The following is a 17,015-nucleotide window of genomic DNA, read 5'->3' as shown; positions in this document are numbered from 1 at the left end:
GGATGGGTAAAATACGTACGTGATTACGTACGTGAAGGCCAGAAAATCGTATGTAAGGTCCTGAAAGTGGATACTGGCCGCAGACACATTGACCTGTCCCTCAAAGATGTCAATGAACACCAGAAACGTGCCAAGATCCAGGATTGGAAAAATGAGCAAAAGGCTGCAAAATGGCTGCAGTTCGTTGAAGAGGAAACTAAAATAAAAGATGAAGAGCTGGATAAGCTTAAGATCAAACTTCACGAAAACTTTGGAAGTCTGCATTCTGCCTTTGAAGAAGCGGCCATCAATGGAGAAGCTCCTTTTGTAGAAATGAAAATTAAAAAGAATGTAGTTAAAAGTATTCTCAGGATAGCCCAGGAGAATATAAAACTTCCGTTTGTTGATATCGCCGGTTTTGTGGATCTGAACTGTTATCTGCCCGAGGGGATCGAAGTGATAAAAAGATCACTAATGTCTGCCAATGAGATCCAGAAAGAGGGAGTAAAGGTCGAGATAACATACACAGGTGCTCCACGATACAGGATCAAGGTAATTGCACCTGATTATAAGACTGCTGAATCTGTATTAAAGAATGCTTCTAATGCTGTGATCACTACAATACACAAACTGGGTGGCCAGGGAGTGTATCATCGTCATAACGAAAGTGTAAAGGCGTGATATACTGGTGGGTTCCAGGATAAAGAAGTGTGTCCAATGCGGACAGTATACTTTAAAAGAGAAATGTACTCATTGCGGAGGAAAAGCGGGTAACCCTTTGCCCCCGCGTTTTTCACCGCTTGACCCCTATGGAAAATATCGCAGGATTGCAAGGATTAGGGATACCAATGCGCGAGAACAGGGTAATTCATCTAGAAAAGAATGTTGATATAAAAGATCCCATATTGATCGTGGGACTTCCTGGTGTGGGCCATGTGGGAAAACTTGTTGCTGAGCACCTTGTGGAAGAACTTACTTCCATAAAACTTATTGAAATATATTCTCCTCATTTTCCTCCCCAGGTTCTCGTTAATGAGAACAGCGAGATAAGGATGGTCAGTAATGAGATCTACGTTTGCAAGGCAAAAGAGCATGACCTTCTTGTACTTATCGGCGACCATCAAAGCAATACCACCAATGGACATTACGAACTCTGTGAGCTTTACCTCGATCTAGCTGAAGAGATGGGTGTAAAAATGGTGTACACTCTGGGTGGATTCCCAACAGGGCAGCTAACCCATATAGATGAAGTGCTGGGTGCAGTGAGCAGATTTGAATTGAAAAGCAGGCTTGAAGAAATAGGAGTGCAATTCAAACCAAACGAGCCTGGAGGAGGTATTGTGGGTGCTTCTGGCCTTATGCTTGGCCTGTGTAAACTTAGAGGTATTGATGCTGCATGTTTGATGGGTATGACCTCAGGTTACATCGTTGACCCGAAAAGCGCTCAATCATTGTTGAAAATAGTCTGCAAGCTATTTGATCTGGAGATAGATGCTGGTTCCCTTGAAGAGCGTGCAAAGGAAATGGAAAAGATAGTTGCCAGGCTGAAAGAATACGAGCAACAACAACAACCCCAGATGATGCCAGAGATCGGGACCGGAGAAGAGGATCTAAGATACATAGGATAAACCCATGAAGATCAATGCAGACCTGCATCTGCACTCTAAATATTCAATGGCATGTTCCGGTCGGATGGAACTTCCTACAATGACTGTCGAGGCTGCAAAGAAAGGGATTGACCTTGTAGCCACCGGGGATTGTATCCATCCCAAATGGCTTGAGGAAATAAAAAGAGCGGCCATTGATGATGAAACTATAAGGATCGATAACACTGACTTTATACTCACGACCGAGATAGAGGATAAGTTCAGAGTACACCATCTTCTTATCCTGCCCTCCATATCCAAAGCAGAAGAACTCGCTATCGAGATGGAAAAACATGGCGATATAAAGATTGACGGCAGACCTACTGTCCGAATGGACGGTTGTGAATTAGCCGAGGTTGCAAAGGATATAGGTGCATTAATAGGGCCCTGCCATGCATTCACTCCCTGGACATCCATGTATGCTGCACATGATTCTCTACAAGATTGTTATGGAGATATGACAGGATACATATCTTTTGTTGAACTTGGACTCAGTGCGGATAGTGACTACGCAGACCGCATAAGTGAACTGCATAGGCTTACGTTCCTTACGAATTCCGACGCTCATTCTCCAATGGTCAACAAGCTTGCCCGGGAGTTCACACAATTAGAAGTACCGGAAGTAACTTTTGAAGGGCTTGAAAAAGCGATCATGAGAAAAGAAGGCTATGGACCGACACTTAATGTAGGGTTCTATCCTCAGGAAGGCAAATATAACGAATCTGCATGTATCAAATGTTTTACCCACTACACTATGCAGGAATCTGTGAGCCTGAACTGGAAATGCAGTAAGTGCAGAGGCCAGATCAAAAAAGGCGTAAAAGACCGGGTTAATGAACTTGCAGATCTTCCTGAACCACTGCATCCTGACCACAGGCCTCCCTATGTGCACCTGGCACCTCTTTCTGAAGTGATAATGATGGCATTGGGACATGCCAGCATAAACACCAAGGGAGTTCAAACGGCCTGGAACTCCCTGGTGGAAAGATCTGGCAGCGAGGTAAAAGTGCTATTGGATGTGCCGGTTGAAAATATGGACTTTGTGGATCGTAAAATAGTAAATGCCATCATGGCCTTCAGGAACGAGGAGATCATTATCCATCCGGGTGGAGGAGGCCAGTACGGCTGGCTGGAATTGCCTGCAGATCGAGAAGCTCATCTTACTTCCACAAGACCTGAAAATGAACACGCAGGGAAAAAAGATAAACAGAAGTCTTTGTTCGATTTCTGAACCGCCACGATATCTATATAAAAGAGTAAGACCTTCAAGTTCGCAACAGCGGTGCCGAGGTGGCAGAGCGGACCAATCCAACGGAATAAATGCCCAGGAGTCTATATGCGATCGGCTCGAGACCGGTTTCCCCTGACGGGGTGCTTGGGTTCGAATCCCAACCTCGGCGTGACCTTCACAGTCATAAGCCCAACACTTTCATCCTGCTCATTTTCATGTAATGGGCCCTGCATTGCCAAATGGCTTGATATACATCCATTGAGAAATGATCCTGATGCTCCGCTCTGGGTGAACATAATACTAAGATTATCCACATTTTTTAAACTGGCTCTTTTTAACCTCTTGGATCATTTCAACCCTTCAAGTCGTTTTTGATAGAACAGGTATTGCTGTGCATAACCACAGTACTTTCCAAAATACTGCCGTCCCCATGTACCTATTTTGGTTTTGGTCATGCCACTTTTAAAGAACTCATGACCGCCGTAATATGTCCTTATCACTTTTTCCACATGTGTATCCACGGGAAAGGCGTCCATTTTCCCGAAAGCGAAAAGTAGTATGCAATCCGCTACTTTCTCTCCTATGCCATCCAATACCATGAGCTTCTTTTTAGCATCTTCATAGTCAAGCTCAAAAAGTTCATCAAGGTTTATATCACCATCAACCACCTGTGCTGCTGCTTTACGTATGCGATTCGTTCTGAAACCCAGCCTGCAGTCACACAGGTCAGAATCACATGCCATCGCTAAAGTCCCTGGTTCTGGAAAACTGTAATAGCCTTCAGCAATTTCCTCGCCAAAGATGCGGGATAACTTGGCAATACCGTTCTTGATATTAGGAATGCTCCACGCTGTGGCAAGAAGATATGAGATCAAACATTCCCATGGTTCCTGCCGGATAAGGCGCATCCCCCTGTAACCACGGATAGCCTCAGCCATATACTGATCATTATTCACAGATTTCAGTATACCGTCAAGGTCATCATCAAATCGGAAATAACTGCGGAAAAAGTCCTCCGGTAACCTGGAATCAATGTGTACAAGGCCCGTCTGTAGATCCTGCCAGGCACGCACCACGTCCCCCTGCACCACACCTGTCCACACATCACCAATTTTATCCCACCTAAAAACCTGACCGCAATCCAAGGTATAGTCCAGATTGAAATCTGTGCACTCCAGAGTATACATGTTATCACTCACTTTTGCCGCAGTTCCAGCTCCCTTAGGAACATGGAAGCTGTTACCGTATCACCAAGACCGACAGTGGAAACCGGATCATCACTAAGCAATGTAGGGAGGATGCATACCTGATGATCATCGTATGTACCAACAGCACCACGGCCCGAGCGAACAGCTGCTGCTCTTTCAATGAATCGCTCCGTCTGAGCACGGCCAAACTCGCTCTCTTTAAGAGTTGAAGACATTGACTCTAGTTTATTTCGGTCATGCAGCTGGCCCACCGATGCAAAAATTCCGGCACAAGTTACACCAAAAATCATGGCCTCAAGCTGGGATCCGGGATCAAGGTCGATCTGCCTGGATATATGTAAGACATATTCCCTTGTGTGCACGATCATCTTCCGAAGGTTGCAGGCCAACAGGCTACGCTTTGCAGCCTCCAGTATGGAAAAAACATCCATCTCCAATATTTTGGCTGCGTGCACTTCATGTAAAGAATTTAACATGGAAAGCTCATCTTCATTCATACCTATAGAACTTACAAAGGGGGATAATCTGGAAAACACATGCAAAGCCATATATTTATTAGTAAAATGCCCAAATTCACCGTGTATTAACATGTTGGTGTTCATGGAGCCCCACTTCTGCAGCTGCCACAGCACTTTGTTAAGCTTATCCATGAAAGTGGAACCATCGGGATAAGTATCAAGCATCATGTGAAAACCCGAGATCAGCAGTCCATCCATTTCACCTGCATGCTTGATAGCATAATCTTCAAAATATGGATTGACCAGAAGGGACATGTTCATAATATCATAGGTAGCAATGAAACGGTTCTCCCTCGGAACTGTGAAAACGATATCTCCATATTCAACATGCTCTCCTTTTTTGAAATCGAACACGAAGTGTATGGGTTCATCATCTTCACATTTTGCTTCTTTAGAACAGGAAGCAGATCCCGGAATATAAATTGCCTTTTTGGAAAAAAAAGAAAGTTGTCGCGGCGTGGGGTTAACCACATTGGGAACCACAAGCTCTGCACCCATCTCGGAAAGCACATTTGCCATTATGCCCATATTGCCGCCCATTCGTAGTTTTGATCTATGGACGAACTGGTCCTTAAGAAGTTTGAAGACCTCCGGTCCGTGGATAAGCCACTCTGCACCTGTGCCCTCTTTCATGCAGAGCAGAAGTCCTGCAAGAAAATCGGACATGGAATATATAACACCCGGAGGATTCGTTATTTTTCCCATCACCTCTGCTGTATTCTCAGAAGAGAGCATAGCACATACTTCATCTGCGGTGATCGAATACAAGGCATCGATGTTGGCATTGTATGCACAGAGTATCTTCATCCCATACTCCTGTCAGTTGGCTTCACTCTTTTTTCTGAGCATAGCAAGGATAGCTGTAAATGCACCTGCTGAGATAGTGTCACCAATTCCCACGGTAGCTACCGGGTCAGGTACCACTTTTGTGGGAATGACAATAAGGTCGTGGTTAAGAGCACAAACACATCCATCCTCGAACTCAGCACCGGTACACACATCCCTTCGTACAAGATACTTTTCCAGCTGCTCAAGGTCATTGTGTCCTCTTTCGGATATGGGGACACTGAGACCTGTCTCTCCTTCCTTAAGACTGCCAATCCCACCATGCAATGCCTGTGCTGCTGCAAGGGTCGATGAGAACATCAAAGCATCCCTGTGCTCTTCCACTGTAAGAGGGAAATCTCTGGAAGCTACGCATACGTAGAAACCCAGAGAATGTATATGGACCCTTTCAAGCTTCAGTTCGCATAAGAGCTTAACAGCACCCTCATACAGCGCAGAGATGCTATTCTCACCTTTACTGATAACAGCATATGCCAGCTCTTCGTGACCCAGCACATTAAGAGCATTAGCTACCTCCACCGTATCCAGCCCTAAAGAGGAAACATGCTTATACACAATATCCTTAAGGATAGTTTTTCTTATGACCTTGTTCTGAATAGAAGTGAACTCCACATGTATACGCATGTCAGGGCTCCCTTCCTTTAGCCTTTTGATGACTTTCACGGCCTTTCTCACATAATCACGATAAGTTGCTCCATCCTCATATTTCTCTTTTATCATCTGATAACCTGCAAGGATAGCACCATCGACCATTCCATTCATGTGAGGGATCTGATCATATAGCTGCTCACTCATGTCTATACGCAGCCATGAGGGTCTGGAAGAGATGATCAAACGATTATCCCTGGGAACTTCAAATACCTCTTCAGCATATTCAACTTTTGTGCCTTTTGAGAACTCAAGTATCCAATTGACCTTAGGACGCTGGTTAACATCAAAGGCATCATGGGGGTGCTTTAACTTGAGAACACCGTTTTCCATCACTGGATATTTAAGATTTGGAGTGTCAACAAAATATTCGGCTTGTTCCTTGGACAACCATGGGACATACGTTATGACATTATTGATCCCAAGATTTGCCAGAAGATTGGAAATGATACCGGCCTGACCCCCCATGCGGGCTTTATCGAATACCATGTTATCCATGAGCCACTTGTGGGTATCAGTAGTATATGTGGGAACTTCTGCGGCTTTGCCATCCCGCATGGCTATCACAAGCCTTGCGACAAGGTCCACAGGATCCTGGATCTCGCGGGGATATTCCGCAGCTCTTTGCTGCACTGCTTTTGCCCCCACTATGGAAATAAGTTTGTGGATATCCTTTTCACTGACATGCTTAATAGCATCCACGTTGCTGTTGTATGCAACAAAGACGCCATTTATGCTATCCAGTATCTCACTGATACCGGAAAATGCCATAGAGTAACGTTCCTCCCATTCTTCGATGTCCATTCCTTCACCCCTTATTTAAAAAAGAATGCTGAAAAATTATGTTGTATAGTCAGCATTTATGCGCACATAATCGTAAGTAAGATCACAGCCCCATGCAGTGGCACTGCTCTTCCCTAGCCCCAGATCTACCACAATATCGACTTTTGATCCTCCCATTATTTGCCCGAGCGACGAGAGAGCAGCATCACTAGTCCCCAGTATCTTACCGCTGCTTACGAGTTGTATTGTATTCCTACCATCTGAAAAAGCAAGTGATAACTTGTGCTGATCCACCTCAGCACCTGAATATCCAACAGCCGCTGTCACACGTCCCCAGTTAGGATCTCTACCAAAAACTGCGGATTTTACAAGTGGCGAGCGCACAATTGCCTTTGCGGCCAGGCGGGCATCCTCATCTGATAAAGCGCCGGTTACATTTGCTTCTATCAGCCTTGTGGCACCTTCACCGTCAGAGGCGATCATTTTTCCAAGCTCGATCAGCACATGGTCAAGTCCCTGCTGGAACTCTTCTGTCACGGGCTGAATGCCTGACTTACCGGTCGCTGTTAAGAGTACCATGTCATTGGTGCTGGTATCACCATCCACTACTACCATGTTGAAGCTTTTGTCCACAGCCCTGGTGAGACATTCATGCAATAAGGTCGAAGGCACTTTTGCATCCGTATAAGCAAAACATAGCATTGTACCCATGTTGGGCTCTATCATTCCGGCACCTTTGGCAATGGCCCCGATACGGATACCACTGTCAAGTTCAATAGATATCTCTTTCATTGTAGTATCTGTGGTCATTATGGACCTTGCTGCAGCACGGCTGCCTTCGCTCTCTGCTTTTAATGAAGCCACTACAGCAGGAAGATTGGAAACTATCCACTTTGTGTCCAAGCGCCTTCCAATGACACCGGTAGAAGCTACTGCCACATGCTCGGGACCTATAGATAATGCATCTGCCAGCATGCGGGCCATTTCCCTTGCATCTGCAAGACCCTGTTCACCGGTAAAAGCATTTGCATTGCCACTGTTGACGATCAGGGCACTGAGCTTGCCGTGTTTTTGAAGATGCTCCCTTGTAACTACCAGAGGAGCAGCAATTACCTTGTTCCTGGTAAACATTCCTGCAGCATTACCTTCTGCCACGATCACTCCAAGACCCATTTTTCCAGATTTGATACCCCAGGCTTTAACTCCTTTTACAGCACAGATGCCACCATCGATCGTTTTCATTGTTCCATGTTCCCCCCAAGTCCGTGTATGATATCACCACGAGTGATGATACCGACCAGAATATCATCCTCTACGACCGGAAGGCGGTTCACCTTGTGCTTCGTGATAAGCCTGACCGCGTCCTGGATACTATTTTCCGGGGATATCACATGCACATTCTTTTGCATGATCTCGCTGACAGGCTTTGAACCAATGTCATCCAGCATGTGTTTAGTTTCTTCCCAGTTAAGAAGTTCACGTATAGGTATCTCTATTACCTCAAAGGGACTGGGTAACCACAATCCACCTGGTTCCGGGACTTCCAGTAATTTGAGCAGATCGCCCTCTGAAACTATGCCTACGACCCTGCCCTCTTCTACAACCGGAAGGCCACTAATGTTATGCTTTTTGAGCAACAGAGAAGCTTCACTTATGGTTGTGTGAGGATTGCATACGATCACATCGGTATTCATTATATCTTTGACTTGCATGAATTACACCATCTGAATAAACATTAAAAATCAAGGAGCCACACCTGACATCCATAAACCGGTCGTCTCACCCAGTCCGCACATAAGATTCATATTCTGTATAGCCTGCCCTGATGCTCCCTTTACCAGGTTGTCGATGGCTGAGATGACAACTATACGATTATTACGGGAATCCACCTCAAAGCCTATATCACAGAAATTTGAACCCCTTACTGCACTAAGAGAGGGAACCCCATCCACCACCCTGACAAAAGGCTTGTCCTGGTACATTTCTGCGTACAGGTCCATAACATCATATTTTGTGAGCTTGCCTTTGGTAAAGATGTGAGCTGTAGTAAGTATACCCCTCACTGATGGAATAATATGTGGTGTGAAGCTGATCTTCGTGAGAGAGTTGTCCAGACACTGTAGCTCCTGGGTAAACTCTGCCACATGACGATGGGTTGTTAGCTTGTAAGGCTGCACATTCTCGGCCATGTTGGGATAGTGTGAAGCCTCACTTGGCTCGATACCAGCACCTGAAACACCGGTCTTTGAGTCAAATACGACACTGTCTATCATTGAGACCTGTGCAAGAGGAGCAGCTGCAAGAGTAGCACCTGTTGGGAAACAACCAGGGTTGGCTATGAATTTCTCATGTTTAACTTCGGGGTGCAGCTCAGGGATTCCGTAGACCACGTTACGCGGATCGAGGTGTTTGATGCCATATACATTTTCAAAGACAGCTGCCTTAAGACGGTAATCAGCACTCAGGTCGATAACCTTCACTTTGTCGTCAAGGATCTTGGGCACGATCTCCATAGCAGTACCATGAGGCACAGCCACAAAGATTACATCACACCTGTCCTTTATTTCCTGCGGATCAGGATTTTCGAACTGCAGATCCACCATATCTTTAAGATGCTTATGGGTCGCAGATACTTTCTTACCCGTTAGCTTGCGGGATGTTGCCAGTTCTAGCCTGGACTGTGGATGGTTAAGCAGCAAGCGCATTAGCTCGCCACCTGTGTAACCGGATGCACCGATGATTCCTATGTCAAGCATGATATTCACTTTTGTATATACGATAAAGATTAACCAGAGTATTATTTAATGCTTGAACTAATAAAAGGGTTTGTCAGGTATGTAGCTTAACCAGCGGAGGCAAGAGATCAGATGCTTTTTGTTCAGGATAATGACAGGAAAAGTAAACCTGAAACTACTGCTCCGGCAAAAGTAGCATAGAAGTTCACGCCACTATTAGATAATATTCCTCTGTTCTGAAGTGTGGCACCCAGTAAGCTGTCAATGTTAGTACCAATGAATCCTCCAAGACCGGTGATCAAAAGACCAAGATAGATATTCTCCACTCTTCCAAACAAAATTGCCAGGACAGCTATCACAAGAGAACCAAATATGCATGCAAGTTCACCAAGTATAGTGACCGCCCCATCGCGGCCTGGCTTTGCGGGTTTAAAAGTTGTTATCATCCGTGGCCTTTCCTTTGAAGTGGTGCCTATCTCACTTGCAAGCGTATCACCTGTTGCCGTTGCAACAGTACCCAGATATGAATACATGATGACCTCACTGTATTGAGGATAGATACCATAGGCAATGGCAAGCACAAGAGCTGCCATACTGTTACTGAAAACGTTCTCGTAGCTCCTCACACCACCCTTTGCTTCAGCTATACCAATAGATGCTTTGTAAGCATACTTGTACTTGGTAAAACCTCCACCCAGTATAAAAAAAGTTAACAATAGGAGGAACCAGAAAATATCGGCAAATACTATGATCAGCACGCCCAGAAGACTTGCACCCAAAAGAGCAGATATATCTGCTATATGTGCTCTGTAAGCAAGGTAGCCCAGCAGCAAAGAAAAAAGAAGAGCAAAGAACATATGTGCAGGTGGCACTGTGTATCCAAAGGATGAAAAAAGCCACATGGCCATGCCTGATCCAAAAACAATCGATATGTTGTCATCCACTCTGGAGGGAATGGATTCAAAAAGAGCTCCTGTGACTGACCCGATCACTGCTATGAAAAAGATCATGTCATAGGAAACGTTGATTTTTTCCCAGTGAATGATCCACGCTCCCACCAGAAAAGCTGAAATGATGCCCACTATTAGCATGACAAGACTTGAAGGCAAATGGAACACCTCGCTGTCTTCTCCTTTGTACCTCTTTTCAGGATAATCTAATCTTGCCAGGCACTTTAATTGAGTTTGTTTCCAATACTTAAAGAGGTTAGCAGAAGCAATTCCAAATGTGCTGATGGCTACAGCCCCGCCGATCACGTATATAGGAAACGTCACCCCTTCCAGGCTAAAGCCATATTTGAACAGCAGAAGCAGAAGAATGGAAAGAACAAGATTGTTTGCACTTCTGAGGCCTTTATCGATCGGTTTTTGGAGCAGGTTGTTGCCGTTTTCCTTTGTGGAAAGGATCTGGTATAGTCTTGATCTTCGGGACAAACGTCTCAGGATCAGAAGCATGAAGAACATTATAAGTACCAGTATACCCAGAGAAAGAAAAGGATATAAAAGACATGTGAGCCCAAGCGAAGCATGGAGCAGATACCTGATGTATATGGGATCCATTTCCTTGGTAATATCCTCTATCTTATTCATGTTCACCCATTCCGAAACTGTTGCACATATGTCCAAGAACATATATATTTGTGATGTGTCCGCCGGGAACAAGGATATGTTTTAAAAATTCCGTGAATGAATGCATTGACACTGATATGCTGAACAGAATGAATATGTTAAAATAATAGGAGATTTTAACTCAACTGAATAAACTATCATGATTCGGTCTTGATCGACCAAATACTGCGATTTTTTAGGGAGTTGCAAGAAAAGGAAGGCTGAATATGCAGGAAAAGATAAAAGAAATAGCAAGTCGTGTTAAGGAGCTGCGTGAGATATCTGACATCTCGGCAGACGAAATGGCCGGTAGGTTGAACATAGATACTGGCACCTATCAAATTTATGAAGCTGGTGAGGCAGATATTCCCGCCAGCATCCTCTATGGGATATCCAATGAGCTTAAAGTCGACATGTCTGTGCTGTTAAAAGGCGAAGATCCACGCATGCACGTTTTTACGGTGACACGTAAGGATAAAGGCATAAGCGTGGAAAGAAGAAAAGAGTACAGATATCAGAGCCTTGCTGCCAATTTCGTGCACAAGAAAGCCGAGCCTTTTGTGGTTAAAGTGGAGCCTAAACCAGAAGGAACAAAGATATCCATGAATTCCCATCCTGGACAGGAATTTGATTTTGTGCTTGAGGGCACTTTAAAGGTGGTCATCCATAGTAATGAGATCGTTCTTGAAGAAGGAGATTCCATATTCTTCGATTCCAACTATCCGCATGGTATGGCTGCAGTGGGTGGAAAGAGTGCAAAGTTCCTGGCAATTATAATGTAAGTGGAGAAGATAGAACATGACCTCTTTGTTAAACTGTTTCGTCCCTGTTGCGGGTTTTAAGTCCTATGAGGATTTTAAGGAGAACTTCACCATCAATGTCCCTGATAATTTCAATTTCGCCTACGATGTTGTAGATGTTTATGCTGCCGAGCAGCCACTAAAACAAGCCCTTGTCTGGTGTGATGACAATGGCAATGAGGCGGTCTTCAATTTCAAGGACCTGCAGTACTACAGCAACAAGGCAGCAAACATGTTCGCTAAATATGGTATAAAGAAAGGCGACAATGTAATGCTCATACTGAAAAGCAGATATGAGTTCTGGTTCTGTCTGCTTGCCCTGCACAGGATAGGAGCTGTTGCGGTGCCTGCCACCCACATGCTTACCAAAAAGGACATAGTATATCGCGTGGAGCGTGCAGACATAAAGGCAGTAGTGTGCGCCAGGGATGACTACGTACTTGGCGAGATCGATGCTGCATATAAGGAATGTGGTTCCATCCTTAAGCACAGAATGGTACTGGACGCAGAACGCAAGGGTTGGATCAACTTTAATACTGAACTGGAAGAAGCCTCAGAGAACTTCCAGAGACCTACCGCAGACGAGGCAACAGCCAACAGTGATATCTCAATTATATATTTCTCATCGGGTACCACAGGTTTGCCAAAGATGGTACAGCATGATTTTGCATATCCTCTGGCACATATCATAACTGCGAAATACTGGCAGAACGTGACAGATGGTGGCCTGCACTACACAGTAGCAGATTCCGGATGGGCTAAATGCATCTGGGGAAAGATCTATGGCCAATGGATAGCAGGCAGTGCGGTCTTTGTGTATGACTATGACAGGTTCTCTGCAGATAAGATGCTGGAAAATACCGCAAAATACAATGTTACTACTTTCTGTGCTCCTCCCACTATATACCGATTCCTTATCAGAGAGGATCTGAGCAAATATGATTTCAGTAAGCTCAAATACTGTGTTGTTGCCGGTGAACCCTTAAATCCTGAAGTTTATGAGCAGTTCCTTGAACTTACAGGTTTGAAACTCATGGAGGGTTTTGGCCAGACAGAAACCGTGGTGAGCGTGGCGACATATTCCTGGATGGAACCCAAACCCGGTTCCATGGGTAAGCCTTCTCCGATGTATGATATCGAACTGCTGAATGCACAGGGTAATGCATGTGAAGTGGGTGAAGAAGGAGAGATCTGTATAGACACGGGTTTCAGTAACCCGCCTGGTATCTTTGCAGGTTATCGCTTAGAGCCTGAAAGAACCGCAGACGTGTGGCATGATGGCTATTATCACACTGGAGACATGGCCTGGAAGGACGAAGATGGCTACTTCTGGTTCGTGGGCAGAGCAGATGATATTATCAAGACATCAGGATACAGGGTTGGTCCTTTCGAAGTTGAAAGTGCATTAATAGAGCATCCTGCGGTGCTCGAATGCGCCATTACCGGCGTTCCCGACCCCATACGTGGTCAGGTGATCAAGGCTACCATAGTGCTTACAAAGAACTACACGGCCAGTGAAGAGCTTAAGAAGGAATTGCAGGAACATGTGAAGAGGGTCACTGCCCCATACAAATATCCACGTATAGTAGAGTTTGTGTCTGAATTGCCAAAGACCATAAGCGGTAAGATCAGGCGTGTGGAGATACGTGACAAGGACAAGGAGCAATAAAAGTCTTCTGTGGTGAACTATTTATAATATATGTATAGTAGCAAATCCCAAAAATGCAGAGATCGACAAACATAAATGACCGTTTCAATACGGCCATTGTTTTTTGGATGCTGGGATTTGCTGATCAATGCACCTTGAGTGTCAGAGGCTTGAAATAATGTCGGATCTAATGGAAAAAAAGGACCCTTACCCGGTAATAAATACGTTGGAGTGTAAAGCATGCGGGCGCTGCATAATTGCCTGTCCGAAAGATGTGCTTCGGATGAGCGAATGTCTCAATGAAAGAGGATACCACTATGTGGAATATGTGGGTTCGGGGTGTATAGGATGTGCTAACTGCTACTACACATGTCCTGAGCCTCTGGCAATAGAGATACACATTCCCCTCAAGGAATGAATAGGCTTCGAGGAGAGTTCATCATGGTAACACAATTAGTAAAAGGCAACACTGCAGTTGTTATCGGGGCATTGTATGCAGGCTGTGACTGCTACTTTGGCTACCCGATCACTCCTGCCAGTGAGATATTGCATGAAGCATCCTCCTATTTTCCCATGCTGGGTAGGAAGTTCGTGCAGGCGGAATCAGAAGAAGCGGCTATAAATATGGTATATGGAGGTGCTTCAGCTGGTCACAGGGTAATGACAGCTTCATCAGGTCCTGGCATCAGCCTGAAGCAGGAGGGCATTTCATACCTCGCAGGTGCAGAACTGCCCTGTGTGATAGTGGACATAATGAGAGCAGGACCTGGTCTTGGTAACATTGGTCCTGAGCAGGCTGACTATAATCAGATCGTTAAGGGAGGAGGGCATGGAAACTACAAGAACATAGTCCTTGCCCCGAATTCCGTGCAGGAGATGTGCGATCTTACTATAAAGGCTTTCGAACTTTCCTTCAAATACCTTAATCCTGCAGTTGTCCTTGCAGACGGTGTGCTGGGTCAGATGGTGGAACCACTGAAGTTCCCCACAAGTGCAGTACAGCCGCAGATAGATACCTCCTGGGCAGTGGCTGCTACCCCGCAGACGCGCAGGAACCTGGTAACTTCTATCTTCCTTGATTTTGAGCAGCTTGAGGGGTTCAACAACAAGCTGCAGGAAAAGTACGAGCTCATTGAACAGCAGGAAGTGGCCTATGAAGAATATATGATGGCAGATGCTGACATCATCCTTGTTTCATACGGGATCAGCAGCCGTATCTGTCGATCTGCTGTGGAACAGGCGAGAAAGAAAGGGATCAAGGTTGGTCTTTTCAGGCCTGTCACTCTTTTCCCCTTCCCTAAAAAAGAACTGTTTACACTGGCACAGGCAAAGGATTGCACATTTATCTGTGTGGAAATGAGCAATGGACAGATGAAAGAGGATGTGCTGCTTGCAACAAGATGCATGCGGCCTGTTGAGCTTGTGAACAGACTTGGCGGGAACCTGATAACTTTCGACCAGGTGATGCAAAAGATAGAAGAGGTTGCAAAAGGAGGCTCAATATGAAAGAGAAGGTCATAGGCAGGCCAGCTGGCCTTTATGCCGAATTCCCCAGAAAAGGAGGAGCTGCTCCCACTGCCACTCACTACTGCCCAGGATGTGGACATGGTATCCTGCATAAGCTCATAGGTGAGGCTATGGGTGACCTGGGTATCCAGGACCGTACAGTGATGATAAGCCCCGTAGGCTGTGCAGTGTTCGCGTATTATTATTTTGATTGCGGGAACTTACAGGTCGCGCATGGCCGCGCTCCTGCAGTGGGTACCGGCGTTTCCAGAGCCCTTGATCATGCTGTCGTTATTTCCTACCAAGGAGATGGGGATCTTGCATCCATTGGTCTTAATGAGACGATCCAGGCTGCCAACCGGGGAGAAAAGATAGCTGTGTTCTTCGTGAACAACACTGTGTACGGTATGACAGGAGGCCAGATGGCACCAACCACCCTCATAGGCGAGAAAACTGTTACGTGCCCCACAGGAAGAGACCCCAGGTATGCAGGTTATCCTCTACACATGTGCGAATTACTAAGCAGTCTGCAGGCACCTGTATTCATCGAAAGGGTGTCTGTTTCAGATATATCCCACATCCGTAAGGCACGTAAAGCTGTCAGGAAGGCTCTGGAGATACAACGTGACGGTAAAGGCTATGCTTTTGTGGAAGTACTCTCCACCTGCCCCACGAACCTGAAGCAGAATGCAGAAGCAAGCACAAGATTCGTGAACGAGCAAATGGAAAAGGAATTCCCTCTGGGTAATTTCAGGGACAGGTCCGAAGAAACCGAACCACTATGCCGCAATGTGAGTGATTTCACTAAAGAAGCCATTGACAAAGCCTTCAACATTGAGACCGAGGCATCACCTGACGCAGTGGAAGATCCGGCTTTCGGACAGGTTTTGGTAAAGGCTGCGGGCTTCGGTGGTCAAGGAGTATTGAGTCTTGGCCTGATACTTGCAAAAGCAGCATGCAGAGCCCAGAGACATGTTTCATGGTATCCCTCTTATGGCCCTGAACAAAGAGGAGGCACAGCCAACTGTTCTGTGGTGATCTCAGGTTCTGCCATTGGTTCACCTATAGTATATGAGTCGAACATATTGATCGCCATGAACCGTCCCTCCCTGGAAAAGTTCGCCATGGACGTAAAACCCGGAGGAGTGATACTCTATGATTCGACCATAGGGGAATATGACATTCCTGAAGGAGTAAGAGGTATTGCGGTACCTGCCATGGAGATAGCCTGCAAGGCAAAAGCAGAGAAGGCCGCAAACACAGTGATGCTTGGAGTGCTGAAAGAACTGGGTGTCACAAAACTTCCGGCAGATGCATTTACTGAGGCTCTGGCAGAGAACTTTGCAGGTAAGCAGAAACTCATCGACATCAACAAGAAAGTACTGGAAGCAGGAGCACAGTGGGTAAGAGATAATCTGTAAGGACAGAGATAAGATCCCAGGCTCCTTGCTTCTTTTTTCTTTTCCGATTGATATAGAAATATTATGTACTTCCCTGAAATTTCAAAGAATTTCCTGAATATTATGTTCCGTCTTTTGATGAGTGATCAAGAGTGCATACTATCTGGGCAGTACCAAATATGCTTGTCAGTGGTACAACAAATCCAATACCACATCCTGGTTCATTGATACCTATTGAATCCTTTATCGCTGCTACTATCGGATCTACCATCTCTGCTTCTGCTATTGTCAGAACGATCTCTTTTTCAGGTTCTATCATTAAACCAAGCAGGCTTTTGTTCTCATGTACACCGGTACCACGACCGTATATAATAGTACCGCCTTTTGCACCTGCTTTTCTGGAGGCGTTTACAACTTTGTCGCCCCAGCCCTTTTTTACAATCGTTACTACCAATGAAAA

The 17,015-nt window shown here is 45.4% G+C and carries 17 protein-coding genes and 1 tRNA gene; 10 read left to right on the top strand and 8 right to left on the bottom strand.

Annotated elements, in window-relative coordinates; translation table 11 throughout:
- The 5 genes from AB7U21_RS04395 to AB7U21_RS04375 all read left to right on the top strand — a co-directional run.
- The coding region (locus AB7U21_RS04395; protein WP_428387295.1) for a translation initiation factor IF-2 subunit alpha at positions 1-660 on the top strand (660 nt) is incomplete at its 5' end.
- 7 nt (positions 661-667) lie between these two features.
- Positions 668-868: an RNA-protein complex protein Nop10 gene (locus tag AB7U21_RS04390; RefSeq protein ID WP_292352206.1), complete on the top strand. Its 201-nt coding sequence runs from the start codon at positions 668-670 to the stop codon at positions 866-868.
- Entirely contained in the window at positions 828-1,607 is a 780-nt protein-coding gene (locus AB7U21_RS04385) for a proteasome assembly chaperone family protein (protein WP_333787926.1), read from the top strand. Before AB7U21_RS04390 ends, AB7U21_RS04385 begins: the two co-directional genes overlap by 41 nt.
- 4 nt (positions 1,608-1,611) lie before the next feature.
- The gene (locus AB7U21_RS04380) at positions 1,612-2,856 is read left to right on the top strand and encodes an endonuclease Q family protein (protein ID WP_333787925.1); all 1,245 of its coding nucleotides are present in this window, start codon (positions 1,612-1,614) and stop codon (positions 2,854-2,856) included.
- Between the two features lie 53 nt (positions 2,857-2,909).
- Positions 2,910-3,025: transfer RNA gene (locus AB7U21_RS04375), tRNA-Ser, on the top strand.
- Positions 3,026-3,203: 178 nt separating this feature from the next.
- On the opposite strand, the gene AB7U21_RS04370 is transcribed toward AB7U21_RS04375, so the two are convergent.
- From AB7U21_RS04370 to AB7U21_RS04340, 7 genes are all read right to left on the bottom strand, one after another.
- Positions 3,204-4,043: a DNA-3-methyladenine glycosylase family protein gene (locus AB7U21_RS04370; RefSeq protein WP_428387292.1), complete on the bottom strand. Its 840-nt coding sequence runs from the start codon at positions 4,041-4,043 to the stop codon at positions 3,204-3,206.
- A gap of 8 nt (positions 4,044-4,051) precedes the next feature.
- Positions 4,052-5,389, bottom strand: a complete 1,338-nt coding sequence (locus tag AB7U21_RS04365) for an ADP-dependent glucokinase/phosphofructokinase (protein ID WP_428387290.1) — start codon at positions 5,387-5,389, stop codon at positions 4,052-4,054.
- Positions 5,390-5,401: 12 nt separating this feature from the next.
- The gene (gene pfkC, locus AB7U21_RS04360) at positions 5,402-6,880 is read right to left on the bottom strand and encodes an ADP-specific phosphofructokinase (RefSeq protein ID WP_428387288.1); all 1,479 of its coding nucleotides are present in this window, start codon (positions 6,878-6,880) and stop codon (positions 5,402-5,404) included.
- Between the two features lie 36 nt (positions 6,881-6,916).
- Positions 6,917-8,101: a bifunctional ornithine acetyltransferase/N-acetylglutamate synthase gene (gene argJ, locus AB7U21_RS04355; protein ID WP_428387286.1), complete on the bottom strand. Its 1,185-nt coding sequence runs from the start codon at positions 8,099-8,101 to the stop codon at positions 6,917-6,919.
- On the bottom strand, positions 8,098-8,571 hold the full coding sequence (locus AB7U21_RS04350; RefSeq protein WP_428387284.1) for a CBS domain-containing protein: 474 nt from the start codon (positions 8,569-8,571) through the stop codon (positions 8,098-8,100). Before AB7U21_RS04350 ends, argJ begins: the two co-directional genes overlap by 4 nt.
- A 30-nt stretch (positions 8,572-8,601) precedes the next feature.
- Complete coding sequence (gene argC, locus AB7U21_RS04345; protein ID WP_428387282.1) at positions 8,602-9,615, bottom strand: N-acetyl-gamma-glutamyl-phosphate reductase; 1,014 nt, start codon at positions 9,613-9,615, stop codon at positions 8,602-8,604.
- Between the two features lie 122 nt (positions 9,616-9,737).
- Entirely contained in the window at positions 9,738-11,225 is a 1,488-nt protein-coding gene (locus tag AB7U21_RS04340) for a TIGR00297 family protein (RefSeq protein WP_428387280.1), read from the bottom strand.
- Positions 11,226-11,428: 203 nt separating this feature from the next.
- Between AB7U21_RS04340 and AB7U21_RS04335 the strand changes: the two genes are divergently transcribed.
- The 5 genes from AB7U21_RS04335 (at position 11,429) to AB7U21_RS04315 (ending at position 16,576) form a co-directional block, all read left to right on the top strand.
- A complete protein-coding gene (locus AB7U21_RS04335; RefSeq protein ID WP_333787917.1) occupies positions 11,429-11,983 on the top strand; it encodes a helix-turn-helix domain-containing protein in 555 nt (184 codons plus the stop codon).
- A gap of 16 nt (positions 11,984-11,999) precedes the next feature.
- Positions 12,000-13,670, top strand: coding sequence for an AMP-binding protein (locus AB7U21_RS04330; RefSeq protein ID WP_428387278.1), 1,671 nt, complete (start codon positions 12,000-12,002; stop codon positions 13,668-13,670).
- 157 nt (positions 13,671-13,827) lie between these two features.
- Positions 13,828-14,067 (top strand): ferredoxin family protein, encoded by a 240-nt coding sequence (locus AB7U21_RS04325; protein ID WP_333787931.1) that lies wholly within the window; start codon positions 13,828-13,830, stop codon positions 14,065-14,067.
- A 23-nt stretch (positions 14,068-14,090) separates the two neighbouring features.
- Positions 14,091-15,155 carry a 3-methyl-2-oxobutanoate dehydrogenase subunit VorB gene (locus tag AB7U21_RS04320; RefSeq protein WP_333787915.1) on the top strand — a complete coding sequence of 355 codons (1,065 nt, stop codon included), beginning with the start codon at positions 14,091-14,093 and terminating at the stop codon, positions 15,153-15,155.
- Positions 15,152-16,576, top strand: coding sequence for a 2-oxoacid:acceptor oxidoreductase family protein (locus AB7U21_RS04315; protein WP_428387275.1), 1,425 nt, complete (start codon positions 15,152-15,154; stop codon positions 16,574-16,576). Before AB7U21_RS04320 ends, AB7U21_RS04315 begins: the two co-directional genes overlap by 4 nt.
- 100 nt (positions 16,577-16,676) lie before the next feature.
- Here the strand turns inward: AB7U21_RS04315 and AB7U21_RS04310 are convergent.
- The coding region (locus AB7U21_RS04310; RefSeq protein WP_428387273.1) for a P-II family nitrogen regulator at positions 16,677-17,015 on the bottom strand (339 nt) is incomplete at its 5' end.

This window comes from Methanomethylovorans sp. (genome assembly GCF_050177135.1).
Classification (GTDB): domain Archaea; phylum Halobacteriota; class Methanosarcinia; order Methanosarcinales; family Methanosarcinaceae; genus Methanomethylovorans.
The sequence above is the reverse complement of the archived record's forward strand: the minus strand, read 5'-3'. Positions and strand labels throughout refer to the sequence as shown.